Here is a 13,739-nt window from a genome sequence, read left to right as displayed (position 1 = left end):
ACTAAAAGTTCCTTCGCAGGTTGCGCGGCTAATCCACGGATTCATATAGACTTTTTTCACTATCCACAATGTCTGTGGATAACTATGTGGAAAAGAGTGTGTGGCAGCGCGCAAAAGCCCAGTTCATGCGGTTTACGTTAGTTTGCCTGCGTTCGCGGCAAGTTAAATAATCTAATAAAATCAATGGTCTGCGAAATAACGCTGGATCAGGGGTTTGATCGGATGAAAAAGCGCCCCGGATCGTCTCAGTGTGCATAAGTCAAGTCTTGACAAGCATTTTTCCGCCTAGCAGGGCGTGGACCACGCCCGAGTCAGGCCGCGTTCACGCACCCGGGAGCGCCCGGCGATACTGCACGGCCTCGGCCACGTGAGATACCTGGGGTGTTTCGGCGCCCGCGAGATCGGCGATGGTCCGCACGACCTTGAGCACGCGGTAGTACGCGCGCGCCGACCAGCCGAAGCGCTCGCCCGCCGCGCGCAGCAACGCCTCGCCTGCCGAATCCGGGCGGCAGACGTCGTCGGCCTCGCGGCCGTCGAGTTCGCGATTGGTCTTGCCCTGACGCTGCGTCTGAATGTCGCGGGCTGCCGCGACGCGAGCCGCGACCACCGCGCTCGACTCGCCGCGCTCCGCGCCCCGCGCCGACAATTCCGCGGGCGTGAGCGCGGGCAGTTCGATCTGAATGTCGATGCGATCCACCAACGGCCCCGACAGCTTGCGCAGATACCGTGTCGCGATATCGGGGGAGCAGCGGCAGCGCCCGCCCGGATCGCCGCGCCAGCCGCACGGGCATGGGTTCATCGCCGCGACCAGCTGGCACGCCGCGGGAAAATCCGCCTGCTGCGCGGCGCGCGAGATCGTGATGTGCCCGACTTCGAGCGGTTCGCGCAGGGTCTCGAGAACCTTGCGGTCGAACTCCGGGAGTTCGTCGAGAAAGAGCACGCCGAGATGCGCGAGCGTGATCTCGCCCGGCTGCGGCGGATTGCGGCCGCCGACGAGCGCCGCCGGGCTCGACGAGTGATGCGGCGCGCGAAAAGGCCGCCGGCGCCATTGCTCGGGCGTAAAGCCGATCGAACTGGCGGAGAGAATCGCGGCCGAGGTGAGCGCTTCGTCGTCGCTCATCGGCGGAAGAAGGCCCGGCAGGCGCGCCGCGAGCGTCGATTTGCCCGCGCCGGGCGGCCCGACCATCAGCAGATGGTGCCCGCCCGCCGCCGCCACTTCGAGCGCCCGTCGCGCGGCGGGATGGCCGATGACGTCGGCGAGATCGGGGGACGATACGGCCATGCGGGGAAGGGCCACGGCGTGCACCGGTTTGAGGCGCGCGTCGGGTACGCCGTTCAGATGCGCGCAGAGCGCCGGCAAGTTCGCCGCGCCGAATACGTCAATGCCCGGCACGAGCGCCGCTTCCGCCGCGCTCGCGAGCGGCACGTAGATCTCCGGCACGCGCTGGCCACGTTCGCTTGCCGACGCGTAGTGGCGCGCCGCGCCGCACACCATAGCGAAGGCGCCGCGCATCGGACGCAGCGCGCCGGTGAGCGAAAGCTCGCCCGCGAACTCCCGATGCTCGAGTGATTCGGCCGGAATCTGTCCGCTCGCGGCGAGGATGCCGAGCGCGATCGGCAGGTCGAAACGGCCGGACTCCTTCGGCAGGTCGGCGGGCGCGAGGTTGACGGTGATCCGGCGGACAGGAAAGTCGAAGCCGCAGTTCTGCAGCGCGGCGCGCACGCGCTCGCGGCTTTCGCGGACTTCGAGATCGGGCAGGCCGACGATGGAAAACGACGGCAGCCCGTTGGCGAGATGAACTTCGACGACGACTTCGGGCGCGCGCCCAGGAGCGGGCGCGCGGCTGCGTACCACGGCAAGCGACATGATTTCACCTGAAACGGCGCGGGATGGCGCCGGCAACAAAACCAGAAACTCACGGCTCGCTAGCCGAGGTAGACGATAGGGCGGTTCGGAACCTTAGTCTTGCGCGGCGCCGGCTCCGCCCGCGAGACGTTGCTCCAGCTGCACGACGCGCTTCTCGAGTTCTTCCAGGCGGGCGCGGGTGCGCACGAGCACCTGCGTCTGCGTGTCGAACTCCTCGCGCGTGACGAGATCGAGCTTCGAGAAGCCCTGCGCCAGCATCGCCTTCATGTTCCGTTCGACGTCTTTCGCGGGCGAGTTCTTGAAGAGATCGCTCATCTTCTGCTGCAGATCGTTGAAAACGTCGTTGGGCTGCTTCATCGTTTCTCCCTTCTTGCACAAAAAAAGTGCATTCGTTGTTAGGTCAGTGCCACGAATTATCGAATGTTCGATATTGGTGCGCGCCGGCGGCGACGCCGACGCACCTCGAAGCACCTTTGAGGCGCCGCGATTTTAGCGCCGCCGCGCCCTCGCGTTTTCTGCCCATGCCCCTTTTTGCGGGACCTTGCGAGCACTCTAGCAACGAACCCAACCCGGCGCCAGCGGGCGTGGCGCACGTTGGCCGTTCGGCAGACCCTTTGCGCGAAGGTTTCACGAAATCGCGCAGACCCGCATGAACACTCGCATGGCATACGAGTTGCATAACAGGCGCGCACCTTTTCTGCACGCTTCTTTGAGCGGCCCGGCAGGGCGGACATGGCGGTAGCACCCAGCGCATCCCGCTTTAGAAGGCATCGAAGGATCAGCACACCACAGCGAGGGATACATGAAGCTCATTACCGCAATCATCAAGCCGTTCAAGCTGGACGAAGCGCGCGAAGCGCTGTCGGCCATCGGCGTCTCGGGCATCACCGTGACCGAGGTGAAAGGCTTCGGCCGGCAGAAGGGGCACACCGAGCTCTATCGGGGCGCGGAGTACGTCGTCGACTTCCTGCCGAAGGTGAAGATCGAGGCCGCCGTGTCGGACGACATCGTCGATCAGGCGATCGAGGCCGTCGAGCGCGCCGCGCGCACGGGCAAGATCGGCGACGGAAAGATCTTCGTCACCGCGATCGAGCAGGTCATTCGCATTCGCACCGGGGAGACCGGCGCGGACGCTCTTTAAGAAGAAATTTGCTAAGTAATTGGCGATAAGAGGAACCAGAAGAATGCGCAACTTTTTGATGTCACTGATGGTAGCCGCCGCGCTGACAGGCGCGAATGTCGGCACAGCCCTCGCTCAGGACGCGTCCGCTCCGGCCGCGGCCTCCGCACCGGCGCCCGACGCCGCTGCTTCCACATCGGCAAGCGCACCTGCCAGCGCCAACACGGCGATGGCGTCTTCGGCTGAAGCCGCGTCGGCGGCCGCGGCTTCGGGCGCGTCGGAAGCCGCGCCCGCTGCGCCGACCGAGCCGGTCATGGTCGATTCGTCGAAGATCAGCGCGGGCGACACCGCCTGGATGCTGACCTCCGTCGCCCTTGTGCTGTTCATGACGATTCCGGGTCTCGCGCTCTTCTACGCCGGCATGGTCCGCAAGAAGAACGTGCTCGCCACGGCCATGCAGAGCTTCGCGATCTGCTGTCTCGTGACGATTCTCTGGACGGTGGTCGGCTACAGCATCGCGTTCACGCCGGGCGGTTCGTTCATCGGCGGCTTCTCGCGCGTGTTCCTGCACGGCCTGGCCTACATCAAGGGCGACAAGGCGACCACGCTCACCGTGAGCCACCTCGCCACGACGATTCCGGAGTCGGTCTACTTCGCGTTCCAGCTGACCTTTGCGATCATCACCCCGGCGCTCATCACCGGCGCGTTTGCTGACCGCATGAAGTTCTCGGCGATGCTCGTGTTCATGGCGCTCTGGTCGCTGATCGTCTACTCGCCGATCGCGCACATGGTCTGGGAACCGACCGGCTGGCTGGCGTCGGCTGGCGTGCTCGACTTCGCGGGCGGCACGGTGGTTCATATCAACGCCGGTATCGCGGGCCTGATGTGCTGTCTCGTGCTTGGCAAGCGCGTCGGCTATGGCCGCGAAGTGATGGCGCCGCACAACCTCGTGCTCTCGCTGATCGGCGCATCGATGCTGTGGGTGGGCTGGTTCGGCTTCAACGCGGGCTCGGCGGTCGCCGCCGACGGCCGCGCCGGCTTCGCGATGCTCACGACGCAGATCGCCACCGCGTTCGCCGCGTTCGGCTGGATGTTCGCGGAGTGGATCACCAAGGGCAAGCCGTCGGTGCTCGGCATCATCTCGGGCGCGGTCGCGGGTCTCGTGGCCGTGACGCCGGCTTCGGGCTTCGTCGGCGTGACGGGTGCGATCGTGATCGGCATCGTCGCGGGCGTGGTCTGCTTCTGGTCGGCCACCTGGCTCAAGCACAAGTTCAACTACGACGACTCGCTCGACGCGTTCGGCGTGCACGGCGTGGGCGGGATCATCGGCGCGCTGCTGACGGGCGTATTCGCGGTGAAGGACATCGGCGGCTTCGACGGCAGCGTGCTCGTGCAGGCGAAGGGCGTGCTCGTCACGCTGGTCTACAGCGGCGTCGTGAGCTTCGTCCTGCTCAAGGTCATCGACATGGTCATCGGCCTGCGCGTCACGGAAGAGCAGGAGCGCGAGGGCCTCGACGTCACGCTGCACGGCGAGCACGTCGAATGAGGTTTCGCCGCAGCCGGGGCGCCGCGAGAGGGCGCTTCGGCGCGGCGTGAAGAACGAGCGCAGCGACTTTGCCCGCCTCCAAGGCGGGCATTTTTTTAGCTGCTGCGTTTTCGTCGTGCTTTCGTCCAGCGTGCGTCGCGGCTGCTGCATGACTCGCGCGGACCCTATCGGACCGATAGACGATATTGAACGCAGGGCCCGTGCGGCAAGGCCCGGGAAACCTTGGTAATTGGCGGTTCATCCCCAATTAGGCAAAGCAATTGCTCTACAATCTTTCCTCCCAGTCCGCGAGAAATCAATGGTTCCGCACCTAGTTACGGCGTTAAGTGGTCCGCTGCTCGACCTCGAGCGGAAAATTCTCGAGGCCATGCCTGCCATCGAACGGTGGTTCCGTCTCGAATGGCAAGAGCACACGCCGCCGTTCTACTGTTCAGTCGATCTGCGCAACGCGGGGTTCAAGCTCGCGCCCGTCGACGCCAATCTCTTCCCGGGCGGCTTCAACAACCTGCCGCAGGAAGTGCTTCCGCTCGCGGTGCAGGCGGCGATGGCGTCCATCGAGAAAATCTGTCCCGATGCGAAGAATCTGCTCGTCATTCCCGAGCGCCACACGCGCAACGCGTTCTACCTCGAGAATGTCGCGCGGCTCGCGCTGATCATGCGGCAGGCCGGACTCAACGTCCGCTTCGGCACGCTCGACGAGAACATTCACGGCCCCGTGACCATCGCGCTCGCCGACGGCCAGAAGATCGTGCTCGAGCCGCTCGAACGCACGCCGCGGCGTCTGGGCCTGAAGAACTTCGATCCGTGCTCGATCCTGCTCAACAATGATCTTTCTGCGGGCATTCCGCCCGTGCTGGAGAATCTGCACGAGCAGTATCTGCTGCCGCCGCTGCACGCGGGCTGGGCTGTGCGCCGCAAGTCGACGCACTTCTCCTGCTATGACGACGTCGCGAAGAAGTTCGCGAAGCTCGTCGAGATCGACCCGTGGATGGTGAATCCGTATTTTGCGCACGTCGAAGGCGTCGATTACGAAGCGCGCACCGGCGAGGAAGCGCTCGCCGAGGCCATCGACGGCGTGCTCAGGAAGATCGCGAAGAAATATCGCGAGTACGGCATCAGCGAGAAGCCGTATGTCGTCATCAAGGCGGATGCCGGCACTTACGGCAAGGGCGTGATGACCGTGCACGACGCGAGCGAGGTCGCGGCGCTGACCAAGCGCGAGCGCACGAAGATGAACGATGCGAAGGAAGGCCTGCAGGTGCACGACGTGATCGTGCAGGAAGGCGTGCACACTTTCGAGCGCGTGGAGAATGCGGTCGCCGAGCCGGTGGTGTACATGATCGACCGGTATGTCGTCGGCGGCTTCTATCGCGTGCACGAGTCGCGCGAGCGCGATCAGAACCTCAACGCGCCGGGCATGCACTTCGTGCCGCTCGGCTTCGAGCACACGGCGCTTCCGGACACGCACGCGAAGCCGGGCGCGGCGCCGCCGAACCGGTTCTACATGTACGGCGTGGTGGCGCGGCTCGCGCTTCTGGCCGCATCGGTCGAGCTCGAGAAGACCGATCCGGAAGCGATTCAGGTGTGAGTCGGCGGCTTGCGGTAAGCTCGCAAGCCGCGCACCGAACAAGCGAATTCACATGAACCTCCTCTTTATCGCCGACCCGCTCGATCGCTTCAAGATCTACAAGGACACGACCTACGCGATGATGGCCGAAGCCGCGCGGCGCGGCCACGTGCTCTACGCGTGCGAACCGCAGCATCTCGCGTGGACGGGCAGCAAGGTGGAAGCGAGCGCGCGGCGCATCGCGATCGTCGGGGATGAAGCGAACAGCGACCGCTGGCCGTGGTATGCAGCCGAGCAGGCCGAGCATCTGCCGCTCGCGCATTTCGATGCCGTGCTGATGCGCAAGGACCCGCCGTTCGACATGGAGTACGTGAACGCCACCTGGCTGCTGGAGATCGCCGAGCGCAACGGCGCGCGCGTCTTCAACAAGCCGCAGGCGATCCGCGATCATTCCGAGAAGCTCGCTATCGCGGAATGGCCGCAGTTCGTCGTGCCGACGCTCGTCACGCGCGACGCGGCGCGCCTGCGCGCCTTCCACGCCGAGCATGGCGACGTCATCCTCAAGCCGCTCGACGGCATGGGCGGCATGGGCGTGTTCCGCGTGAAGGCGGACGGCATGAATCTCGGCTCCATCGTCGAGATGCTGTCCGAGGACGGCGCGCGAACGGTCATGGCGCAGAAGTTCATCCCCGAGATCAAGGACGGCGACAAGCGCATCCTCGTGATCGGCGGCCAGCCCGTGCCGTACTCGCTCGCGCGCATTCCGCAGGGCAGCGAAGTGCGCGGCAATCTCGCGGCGGGCGGCCTCGGCCGCGCGCAACCGCTCTCGGCGCGCGACCGCGAGATCGCGGAGACGCTCGGGCCGGTGCTGCAATCGCGCGGCCTGCTGCTGGCCGGCCTGGATGCGATCGGCGATTACCTCACTGAAGTCAATGTCACGAGCCCGACCTGCTTCCGCGAGATCATGGATCAGACCGGCTTCGACGTCGCGGGCATGTTCATCGACGCACTCGAGCGCGCGGCGAACTGAGTTCGCCAGCCGACGGAGCGCGCACGGACATTGCGTCAAACTCATCGTATCGGGACTGTTACAATTGATCTCCCGGCGCCTGCGGTTTTGGGGCGCGATGGCGTCTTAAAGCCGGGTTAAGAATGCGGGCGCAAGCTGAAGCTAACGGGTTTGACGGTTCACGCAGGCGATCGCGCGGCGGTTGATTTCCAGCCCCCGCGCGCTCATCTACGTGTTACATACTTTTGTCGCTGAGGCAGCAATCCTGACATGGCTGGCATTCTGATCATCGCGCACGCCCCTTTCGCCACCGCGCTACGCGAATGCGTGGCTCACATCTACGGCGGCTTGCCCGCGCGCATCGGCGTCATCGATGTGACGCCCGACTGCGATCCGGTCGAAGTCCGCGCGTTCGCACGCTCCGAAATCGATCGTCTGAAGGAAGACAACGGCGCCATCGTGCTGACCGACGTTTTCGGGGCCACACCGGCGAACATCGCGGCGAGCCTGCACGACACCGACGTGCGCGTGCTCGCCGGCTGCAATCTGCCGATGCTGGTGCGCGCCGTCTGTTACCGCGCGACGCCGCTCGACACGCTCACCGAAAAGATTCTCCAAGGCGGCTCGAAGGGCATCCAGGAACTGGATTCGTCCACGCCGCTCAACCCGTGCGCGCTCGCGACGAAGGCGGCCGGCTCGCCCGACCCGGCCTGCTCCGCAAGCGCCGATCTCGTGAGCGCCAAGGCTGCCGCCAGCCACTGACACCGCTCGATTCATTCACCTAGCGTTTCGGAGCATCATGCAGCAACAAGAAACAACGATCGTGAACAAGCTGGGGCTTCACGCGCGCGCTTCGGCCAAGCTCACACAACTGGCGGGCAATTTTCAATGCGAGATCTGGATGAGCCGCAACGGCCGCCGGATCAACGCGAAGAGCATCATGGGCGTGATGATGCTGGCCGCGGGAATCGGCAGCACGGTGACGATCGAAACCGAAGGCGCCGACGAAGCCGAGGCGATGCAGGCGATCCTCGCGCTGATCGCCGACAAGTTCGGCGAAGGGCAGTAAGCGCTTCATTGCGTCACCGAGTCAAAGAGCCGCGCACCGACGCGGCTTTTTTGCGTCCGCGCCCCGTGCGGGCTTGATCTCGCGCAACCGTTACGGCCTCGCCGGAACAGGGTGTTCAGGGACTTCTGTCACCATTCGAATTTATAATGTTCGAGCGGCTTGCGCCCGCCGCGGGGCCTGAGAGACCGCGGACATCACAACTAGAGGAGGTGCGCGTGTCATTCACGCTGCATGGAATTCCCGTCTCGCGCGGCATCGCCATTGGACGCGCCTATCTGATCGCGCCGGCGGCGCTCGACGTAGACCACTACCTGATCGAACCCGATCAGATCGACGCGGAAATCGCCCGGTTTTACGCGGCGCAGGCGGCCGTGCACGCGGAGCTCGAGGCGCTGCGCGAAGACCTCGCCGCCGACGCGCCGAGCGAGATGGGCGCGTTCATCAACGTCCATACGATGATCCTGAACGACGCCATGCTCGTGCAGGAAACCATCGACCTCATCCGCACGCGCCGCTACAACGTCGAGTGGGCGCTCACCGAGCAACTGGAGATCCTCGGCGGCTATTTCGACGACATCGAGGACGAATATCTGCGCGAGCGCAAGGCCGATATCGAGCAGGTCGTCGAGCGGCTGCTGAAGGCGCTCGCGGGGGCGCCGACGGCCGCGTCGCTCGTCGCGCATACGGCCGCGAGCAACGGCCACAACGAAATGATCGTCGTCGCGCACGATATCGCGCCCGCCGACATGCTCCAGTTCAAGACGCAGGCGTTCAAGGGTTTCGTGACGGACTTGGGCGGCCGCACGTCGCACACGGCGATCGTCGCGCGCAGTCTCGGCATTCCGGCGTCGGTCGGCGTGCAGCAGGCGAGCGTGCTGATTCGTCAGAACGATCTGATCATCGTCGACGGCGACCACGGCATCGTGATCGTCGATCCGGCGCCGATCGTCCTCGAAGAATATTCGTACCGGCAAAGCGAAAAGCTGCTGGAGCAACGCAAGCTCCAGCGCCTCAAGTTCTCGCCGACGCAAACCCTGTGCGGCACGAAGATCGAACTGTGCGCCAACATCGAGCTGCCGGAGGACGCCCAGGCCGCCGTCGAGGCGGGCGCGATGGGCGTCGGCCTGTTCCGCACCGAGTTCCTCTTCATGAATCACAAGCACCAGTTGCCGGAGGAAGAGGAGCAGTTCGAGGCATACAAGCGTGCGATCGAACTGATGAACGGCAAGCCCGTGACCATCCGCACGATCGACGTCGGCGCCGACAAGCCGCTCGATTCGATGAGCGGCGGCGACGGCTACGAGACCGCGCCGAACCCTGCGCTCGGCCTGCGCGCGATCCGCTGGAGCCTGTCCGAGCCGCAGATGTTCATCACGCAACTGCGCGCGATCCTGCGCGCGTCGGCGTTCGGCCCGACCAAGATCCTGATTCCGATGCTCGCGCACGCGCAGGAGATCGACCAGACACTCGATCTGATCCGAGAGGCGAAGCGCCAGCTGGACGAGGCGGGCGTCGCCTACGACCGCAAGATCCAGGTCGGCGCGATGATCGAAATTCCCGCCGCGGCGATCGCCGTGCGCCTGTTCCTGAGCCGCCTCGACTTCCTGTCGATCGGCACCAACGACCTGATTCAGTACACGCTCGCGATCGATCGCGCGGATAACTCCGTCGCGCATCTCTACGATCCGCTGCATCCGGCGGTGCTGAACCTGATCGCGTTCACCTTGCGCGAGGCGAAGCGCGCGGGCGTGCCGGTTTCAGTCTGCGGGGAAATGGCGGGCGATCCTTCCGTCACGCGCCTGCTGCTTGGACTCGGGCTGACCGAATTCTCGATGCATCCGAGCCAGCTGCTCGTGGTGAAGCAGGAGATCCTGCGCTCGAATCTGAAGGCGTTCGAAAAGCCCGTCGCCGACGTACTGGCCTCCTACGAGCCGGCGGAACTGGCGGCCGCGCTCGGGCAATTGCAGCGGGCCTGATTCAACGCGTGTGTCGCGCGCCGCAGACCGGGCAATCCGGCTGCCGCGCGATCCTCATCGTGTTCCATTCCATGCGCAGCGAGTCGAGCATCATGAGCCGGCCCGCGAGCGTCTCGCCGAAGCCGCCGATCACGCGCAACGCTTCCGCCGCCTGCATCGCGCCGATGATGCCCACCGTCGGCGCGAACACGCCCATCGTCGAGCAGGCGACTTCCTCGAACGCCTGATCCGGCGGAAACACGCAGGCGTAGCAGGGTGAATCCGGCGAGCGGAAATCGAAGGTGCTGATCTGCCCGTCGAAGCGCAAGGCGGCGCCCGCAACGAGCGGCACGCCATGCGCGACGCACGCCGCGTTGATCGCGTGACGCGTCGCGAAGTTGTCGCTGCAATCGAGCACGACGCTTGCGCGCGGCACGTTCGCATCGAGCCAGGCGGCATCCGCTCTCAGATCGACCGCCTCGATCCGGACGTCGGGATTGAGCGCGTTGAGCGTCTGCTTCGCCGATTCCACCTTGAGCGTGCCGACCGAGCGCGTCATGTGCACGATCTGCCGCTGCAGGTTCGTGAGATCGACGGTGTCGGCGTCGACGAGCGTGATCTTCCCGACGCCGGCGGCCGCGAGATACATCGCCGCGGGCGCGCCCAGACCGCCCGCGCCGACGATGATCGCGTGCGCATCGAGAAAGCGCTGCTGCGCCTCGATGCCGATTTCATCGACGAGAATATGGCGGGAATAGCGAAGGAGTTGATCGTCGTTCATCGAGCTCGCGCCTGCGAATGCGCTGTGAGTGCCGCGAAGGGAACGCCGGGAAGACGGCGCGCTTGAGAGGAATATTCTAAGCGCGCGCGGGAGGAAAGGCTTCGCGGCGCGAGGCCGCGAAGCCGTGTTGCTGCGGAATTACTTCGATTGCTGCTGCGCCGTGGGCGACGAAGCCGGCTGCGCGCCCGAAGCCGGCGCCGAACCCGGCGTGGCCGGCAGCGCCGGCGGCGCGACGACCGGGGCGGAAGCCGAGCGCGGCGGCTTGTTCTGCGCGAGCTTGCGTTCGCTGTACGACTTCGACTCGACGACCGGCTTGCCTTCGAGCTTGTTCAAGGCCTGCTGGAGCATGAAGTCGTCCGAGCTGCCGAACTCGACCGGCTTGCGCTCGCGATCCTTGCGGCGCTGCTCGGGCGTCTTCTTGTCGTTCTGCTCTTCGAGAATGCGCAGTTGCTCCAGGCGATCCGCCTCGCGCTGCTCCTGCTCCTTCTTCTCGTTCGGATCCTGCGTGTTCGCGAGGTGGTTCGAGTAGTCCACTTCGCGCGTGACGAGCGCGTCGTCCGGATCGCCGTCCGAGTATTGGTCGACCGGCACGTCCGGGCGCACGCCCTGGTTCTGGATCGACTTGCCGCTCGGCGTGTAGTAGTAGGCCGTCGTCAGGCGCAGCGCGGTGTCGGCGGTCATCGGACGGACGGTCTGCACGGAGCCCTTGCCGAAGGTCGTCTTGCCGACGATCAGCGCACGATGATGATCCTGCAGCGCACCCGCAACGATTTCCGAAGCCGACGCCGAGTAGGCGTTGGTCAGCACGACCATCGGCACCTTCTTGAAGATATCCGGCACGCTCTTGAGCGGGTCGGAATCGAAGGACGGCAGGCGGTAGTTGTCGTAGGTGTCGCGGAAGGTCTGCTTCGCGTCCGCGATTTGCCCGTTGGTCGATACGACCACCGCGTTGTCCGGCAGGAACGCGCCCGCGACGCCGACCGCGCTCTGCAGGAGGCCGCCGCCGTTGTTGCGCAGATCGAGCACGAGACCCTTCAGGTTCGGCTGCTGGCGCGCGAGATCCTGCAGCTTCGCGGCGAGATCCGGCACCGTGCGCTCCTGGAAGCTCGTGATGCGGATATAGCCGTAGCCCGGTTCGGGCACCTTCATCTTCACCGACTGCACGCGAATCACGGCGCGCGTCACGGTGAGCGGGAAGGTGCGGTCGTCGCTCTTGCGGAAGATCGTCAGCGTGACCTTCGTGCCCGGCTCGCCGCGCATCTGCTTGACGGCCTTGTCCAGCGACATGCCGCGCACCGGCTTGTCGTTGATGCGCGTGATGAGGTCGCCCGGACGGATGCCTGCGCGGAACGCGGGCGTGTCCTCGATCGGCGAGATGACCTTGATGAGCCCGTCTTCCGACGAGATTTCGATACCGAGGCCCGCGAAGCGGCCCTTGGTCTGCTCCTGCAGTTCTTCGTAATCGGTCTTGTCGAGATAGGACGAGTGCGGGTCGAGACTCGACACCATGCCCTTGATGGCGGCGGTGAGGAGCTTTTTATCGTCGACCGGTTCGACGTATTCGTGCTTGATTTGCCCGAAGACTTCGGCGAAAAGCCTCAATTGGTCGAGCGGCAGAGGCGATGATGCGGCTTGCTGAGCGAACGCGGAAATCTGCAATGTTGCGAGTGCGCCGGCAGCAACGCCTGCGGCGACCAGGCCGAAGTTTTTCAGGTTCTTTCGCATAGAGAGTGCGGTCGGAATCGAGTGGGCTGCATCGTAGGTGACGGGCCAGTATACCCGGTCGTCTCGATTGACGACTTAAACGCAACTTAAATGCCTGAGGCTTTGGCGCCTGCCAGCATGGGGGTTGCGCACGTTTTTGAAAATCTGTCGACGCCGCCGGCGGCCCGTCAGCCGCGCGCCATATAACGCGAGGGCGCATCTGAGCGGACGGCGCCCTCGTGCGGCAAGACCGCGGCGGACCGGACGAAGCCCGGCCCGCGACGCTCGATCAGCCCGCCTTGCCCTGCTTGGCGACAGCGGCCTGCGCCGCGGCGATGGCTTCCGGATCGCCCAGATAATAGTGCTTGATGGGCTTCAGGTTCTCGTCGAGCTCGTACACGAGCGGCACGCCGTTCGGGATGTTCAGCCCGACGATGTCCTGGTCGGATATGTCGTCCAGGTACTTGACCAGCGCGCGGATCGAATTGCCGTGCGCCGAGATCAGGACCTGCTTGCCCGCCTTGATGGCCGGCGCGATCGACTCGTTCCAGATGGGCAGCACGCGCGCCACGGTGTCTTTCAGGCACTCGGTGAGGGGCAGTTGCTCGCGCGGCACCTTCGCGTAGCGCGGATCGTCGAACGAGGCTCGCGGGTCGTCCGGCTCGAGCGCGGGCGGCGGGATGTCGTAGCTGCGGCGCCAGACGAGCACCTGATCGTCGCCGTACTTCTTCGCCGTTTCGGCCTTGTTCAGGCCCGCGAGCGCGCCGTAGTGCCGCTCGTTCAGGCGCCACGAATGCACGACCGGGATATACATCTGATCCATCTCGTCCTGAACGTGCCACAGCGTGCGGATCGCGCGCTTCAGCACGGACGTGTAGGCGATGTCGAACGCATAGCCGGCTTCCTTGAGCAGCACGCCGGACTGGCGCGCCTCGCGGCTGCCCTGTTCGGTCAGGTCGACGTCGACCCAGCCGGTGAACCGGTTTTCCTTGTTCCACGTCGATTCGCCGTGGCGGATGAGCACTAGCTTGTACATGATTTCGGTCGGTCAGTTGGAAAAACGGTGCGCCGATCGCCCTCCGTGATCCTGCCCGTGCGCGCCGGGTGCCGCCATCGGCCGG

Annotated in this window: 12 protein-coding genes; 7 read left to right on the top strand and 5 right to left on the bottom strand. The window is 65.1% G+C overall.

The window, feature by feature from the left end; genetic code table 11:
• Positions 1-322 precede the first annotated feature (322 nt).
• Both AWB83_RS22910 and AWB83_RS22905 read right to left on the bottom strand, forming a co-directional pair.
• Positions 323-1,867 (bottom strand): YifB family Mg chelatase-like AAA ATPase, encoded by a 1,545-nt coding sequence (locus AWB83_RS22910; RefSeq protein WP_087047908.1) that lies wholly within the window; start codon positions 1,865-1,867, stop codon positions 323-325.
• Positions 1,868-1,960: 93 nt separating this feature from the next.
• The gene (locus AWB83_RS22905; protein WP_087047964.1) at positions 1,961-2,224 is read right to left on the bottom strand and encodes an accessory factor UbiK family protein; all 264 of its coding nucleotides are present in this window, start codon (positions 2,222-2,224) and stop codon (positions 1,961-1,963) included.
• 445 nt (positions 2,225-2,669) lie between these two features.
• Here AWB83_RS22905 and AWB83_RS22900 point away from each other — a divergent pair, with 445 nt between their 5' ends.
• The 7 genes from AWB83_RS22900 to ptsP all read left to right on the top strand — a co-directional run bounded on the left by AWB83_RS22900 (position 2,670) and on the right by ptsP (position 10,154).
• Positions 2,670-3,008, top strand: coding sequence for a P-II family nitrogen regulator (locus AWB83_RS22900; protein WP_014190273.1), 339 nt, complete (start codon positions 2,670-2,672; stop codon positions 3,006-3,008).
• Positions 3,009-3,051: 43 nt separating this feature from the next.
• The gene (locus AWB83_RS22895; RefSeq protein ID WP_087047907.1) at positions 3,052-4,533 is read left to right on the top strand and encodes an ammonium transporter; all 1,482 of its coding nucleotides are present in this window, start codon (positions 3,052-3,054) and stop codon (positions 4,531-4,533) included.
• A 298-nt stretch (positions 4,534-4,831) separates the two neighbouring features.
• Positions 4,832-6,121: a glutamate--cysteine ligase gene (gene gshA / locus AWB83_RS22890; RefSeq protein ID WP_087047906.1), complete on the top strand. Its 1,290-nt coding sequence runs from the start codon at positions 4,832-4,834 to the stop codon at positions 6,119-6,121.
• 52 nt (positions 6,122-6,173) lie between these two features.
• The gene (gene gshB / locus AWB83_RS22885; protein ID WP_087047905.1) at positions 6,174-7,130 is read left to right on the top strand and encodes a glutathione synthase; all 957 of its coding nucleotides are present in this window, start codon (positions 6,174-6,176) and stop codon (positions 7,128-7,130) included.
• Between the two features lie 249 nt (positions 7,131-7,379).
• A complete protein-coding gene (locus AWB83_RS22880; RefSeq protein ID WP_087047904.1) occupies positions 7,380-7,871 on the top strand; it encodes a PTS sugar transporter subunit IIA in 492 nt (163 codons plus the stop codon).
• A gap of 37 nt (positions 7,872-7,908) precedes the next feature.
• Positions 7,909-8,178, top strand: coding sequence for an HPr family phosphocarrier protein (locus tag AWB83_RS22875; RefSeq protein WP_087047903.1), 270 nt, complete (start codon positions 7,909-7,911; stop codon positions 8,176-8,178).
• Positions 8,179-8,393: 215 nt separating this feature from the next.
• Positions 8,394-10,154, top strand: a complete 1,761-nt coding sequence (gene ptsP / locus AWB83_RS22870) for a phosphoenolpyruvate--protein phosphotransferase (protein ID WP_208636798.1) — start codon at positions 8,394-8,396, stop codon at positions 10,152-10,154.
• 1 nt (position 10,155) lies between these two features.
• Here ptsP and AWB83_RS22865 read toward each other — a convergent pair whose 3' ends face one another.
• The 3 genes from AWB83_RS22865 to gpmA form a co-directional block, all read right to left on the bottom strand.
• A complete protein-coding gene (locus AWB83_RS22865) occupies positions 10,156-10,914 on the bottom strand; it encodes a HesA/MoeB/ThiF family protein (protein WP_087047901.1) in 759 nt (252 codons plus the stop codon).
• Positions 10,915-11,052: 138 nt separating this feature from the next.
• Positions 11,053-12,639 (bottom strand): S41 family peptidase, encoded by a 1,587-nt coding sequence (locus AWB83_RS22860; protein ID WP_087047900.1) that lies wholly within the window; start codon positions 12,637-12,639, stop codon positions 11,053-11,055.
• 268 nt (positions 12,640-12,907) lie between these two features.
• Positions 12,908-13,654 (bottom strand): 2,3-diphosphoglycerate-dependent phosphoglycerate mutase, encoded by a 747-nt coding sequence (gene gpmA, locus AWB83_RS22855; protein ID WP_087047899.1) that lies wholly within the window; start codon positions 13,652-13,654, stop codon positions 12,908-12,910.
• Between the last annotated feature and the right edge of the window lie 85 nt (positions 13,655-13,739).

The sequence above is a fragment of the Caballeronia ptereochthonis genome (assembly GCF_001545075.1).
In the GTDB taxonomy this organism is placed as follows: Bacteria; Pseudomonadota; Gammaproteobacteria; order Burkholderiales; family Burkholderiaceae; genus Caballeronia; species Caballeronia ptereochthonis.
This window is presented reverse-complemented; position numbering and strand designations above follow the sequence as displayed.

Bases quoted from the DNA above. Each gene is read 5' to 3' on its own strand.
- AWB83_RS22880 (WP_087047904.1), top strand. From the start codon at position 7,380: ATGGCTGGCATTCTGATCATCGCGCACGCCCCTTTCGCCACCGCGCTA.
- AWB83_RS22865 (WP_087047901.1), bottom strand. From the start codon at position 10,914: ATGAACGACGATCAACTCCTTCGCTATTCCCGCCATATTCTCGTCGAT.
- AWB83_RS22905 (WP_087047964.1), bottom strand. From the start codon at position 2,224: ATGAAGCAGCCCAACGACGTTTTCAACGATCTGCAGCAGAAGATGAGC.
- gpmA (WP_087047899.1), bottom strand. From the start codon at position 13,654: ATGTACAAGCTAGTGCTCATCCGCCACGGCGAATCGACGTGGAACAAG.
- AWB83_RS22875 (WP_087047903.1), top strand. From the start codon at position 7,909: ATGCAGCAACAAGAAACAACGATCGTGAACAAGCTGGGGCTTCACGCG.
- AWB83_RS22860 (WP_087047900.1), bottom strand. From the start codon at position 12,639: ATGCGAAAGAACCTGAAAAACTTCGGCCTGGTCGCCGCAGGCGTTGCT.
- AWB83_RS22910 (WP_087047908.1), bottom strand. From the start codon at position 1,867: ATGTCGCTTGCCGTGGTACGCAGCCGCGCGCCCGCTCCTGGGCGCGCG.
- gshA (WP_087047906.1), top strand. From the start codon at position 4,832: ATGGTTCCGCACCTAGTTACGGCGTTAAGTGGTCCGCTGCTCGACCTC.
- gshB (WP_087047905.1), top strand. From the start codon at position 6,174: ATGAACCTCCTCTTTATCGCCGACCCGCTCGATCGCTTCAAGATCTAC.
- AWB83_RS22895 (WP_087047907.1), top strand. From the start codon at position 3,052: ATGCGCAACTTTTTGATGTCACTGATGGTAGCCGCCGCGCTGACAGGC.
- AWB83_RS22900 (WP_014190273.1), top strand. From the start codon at position 2,670: ATGAAGCTCATTACCGCAATCATCAAGCCGTTCAAGCTGGACGAAGCG.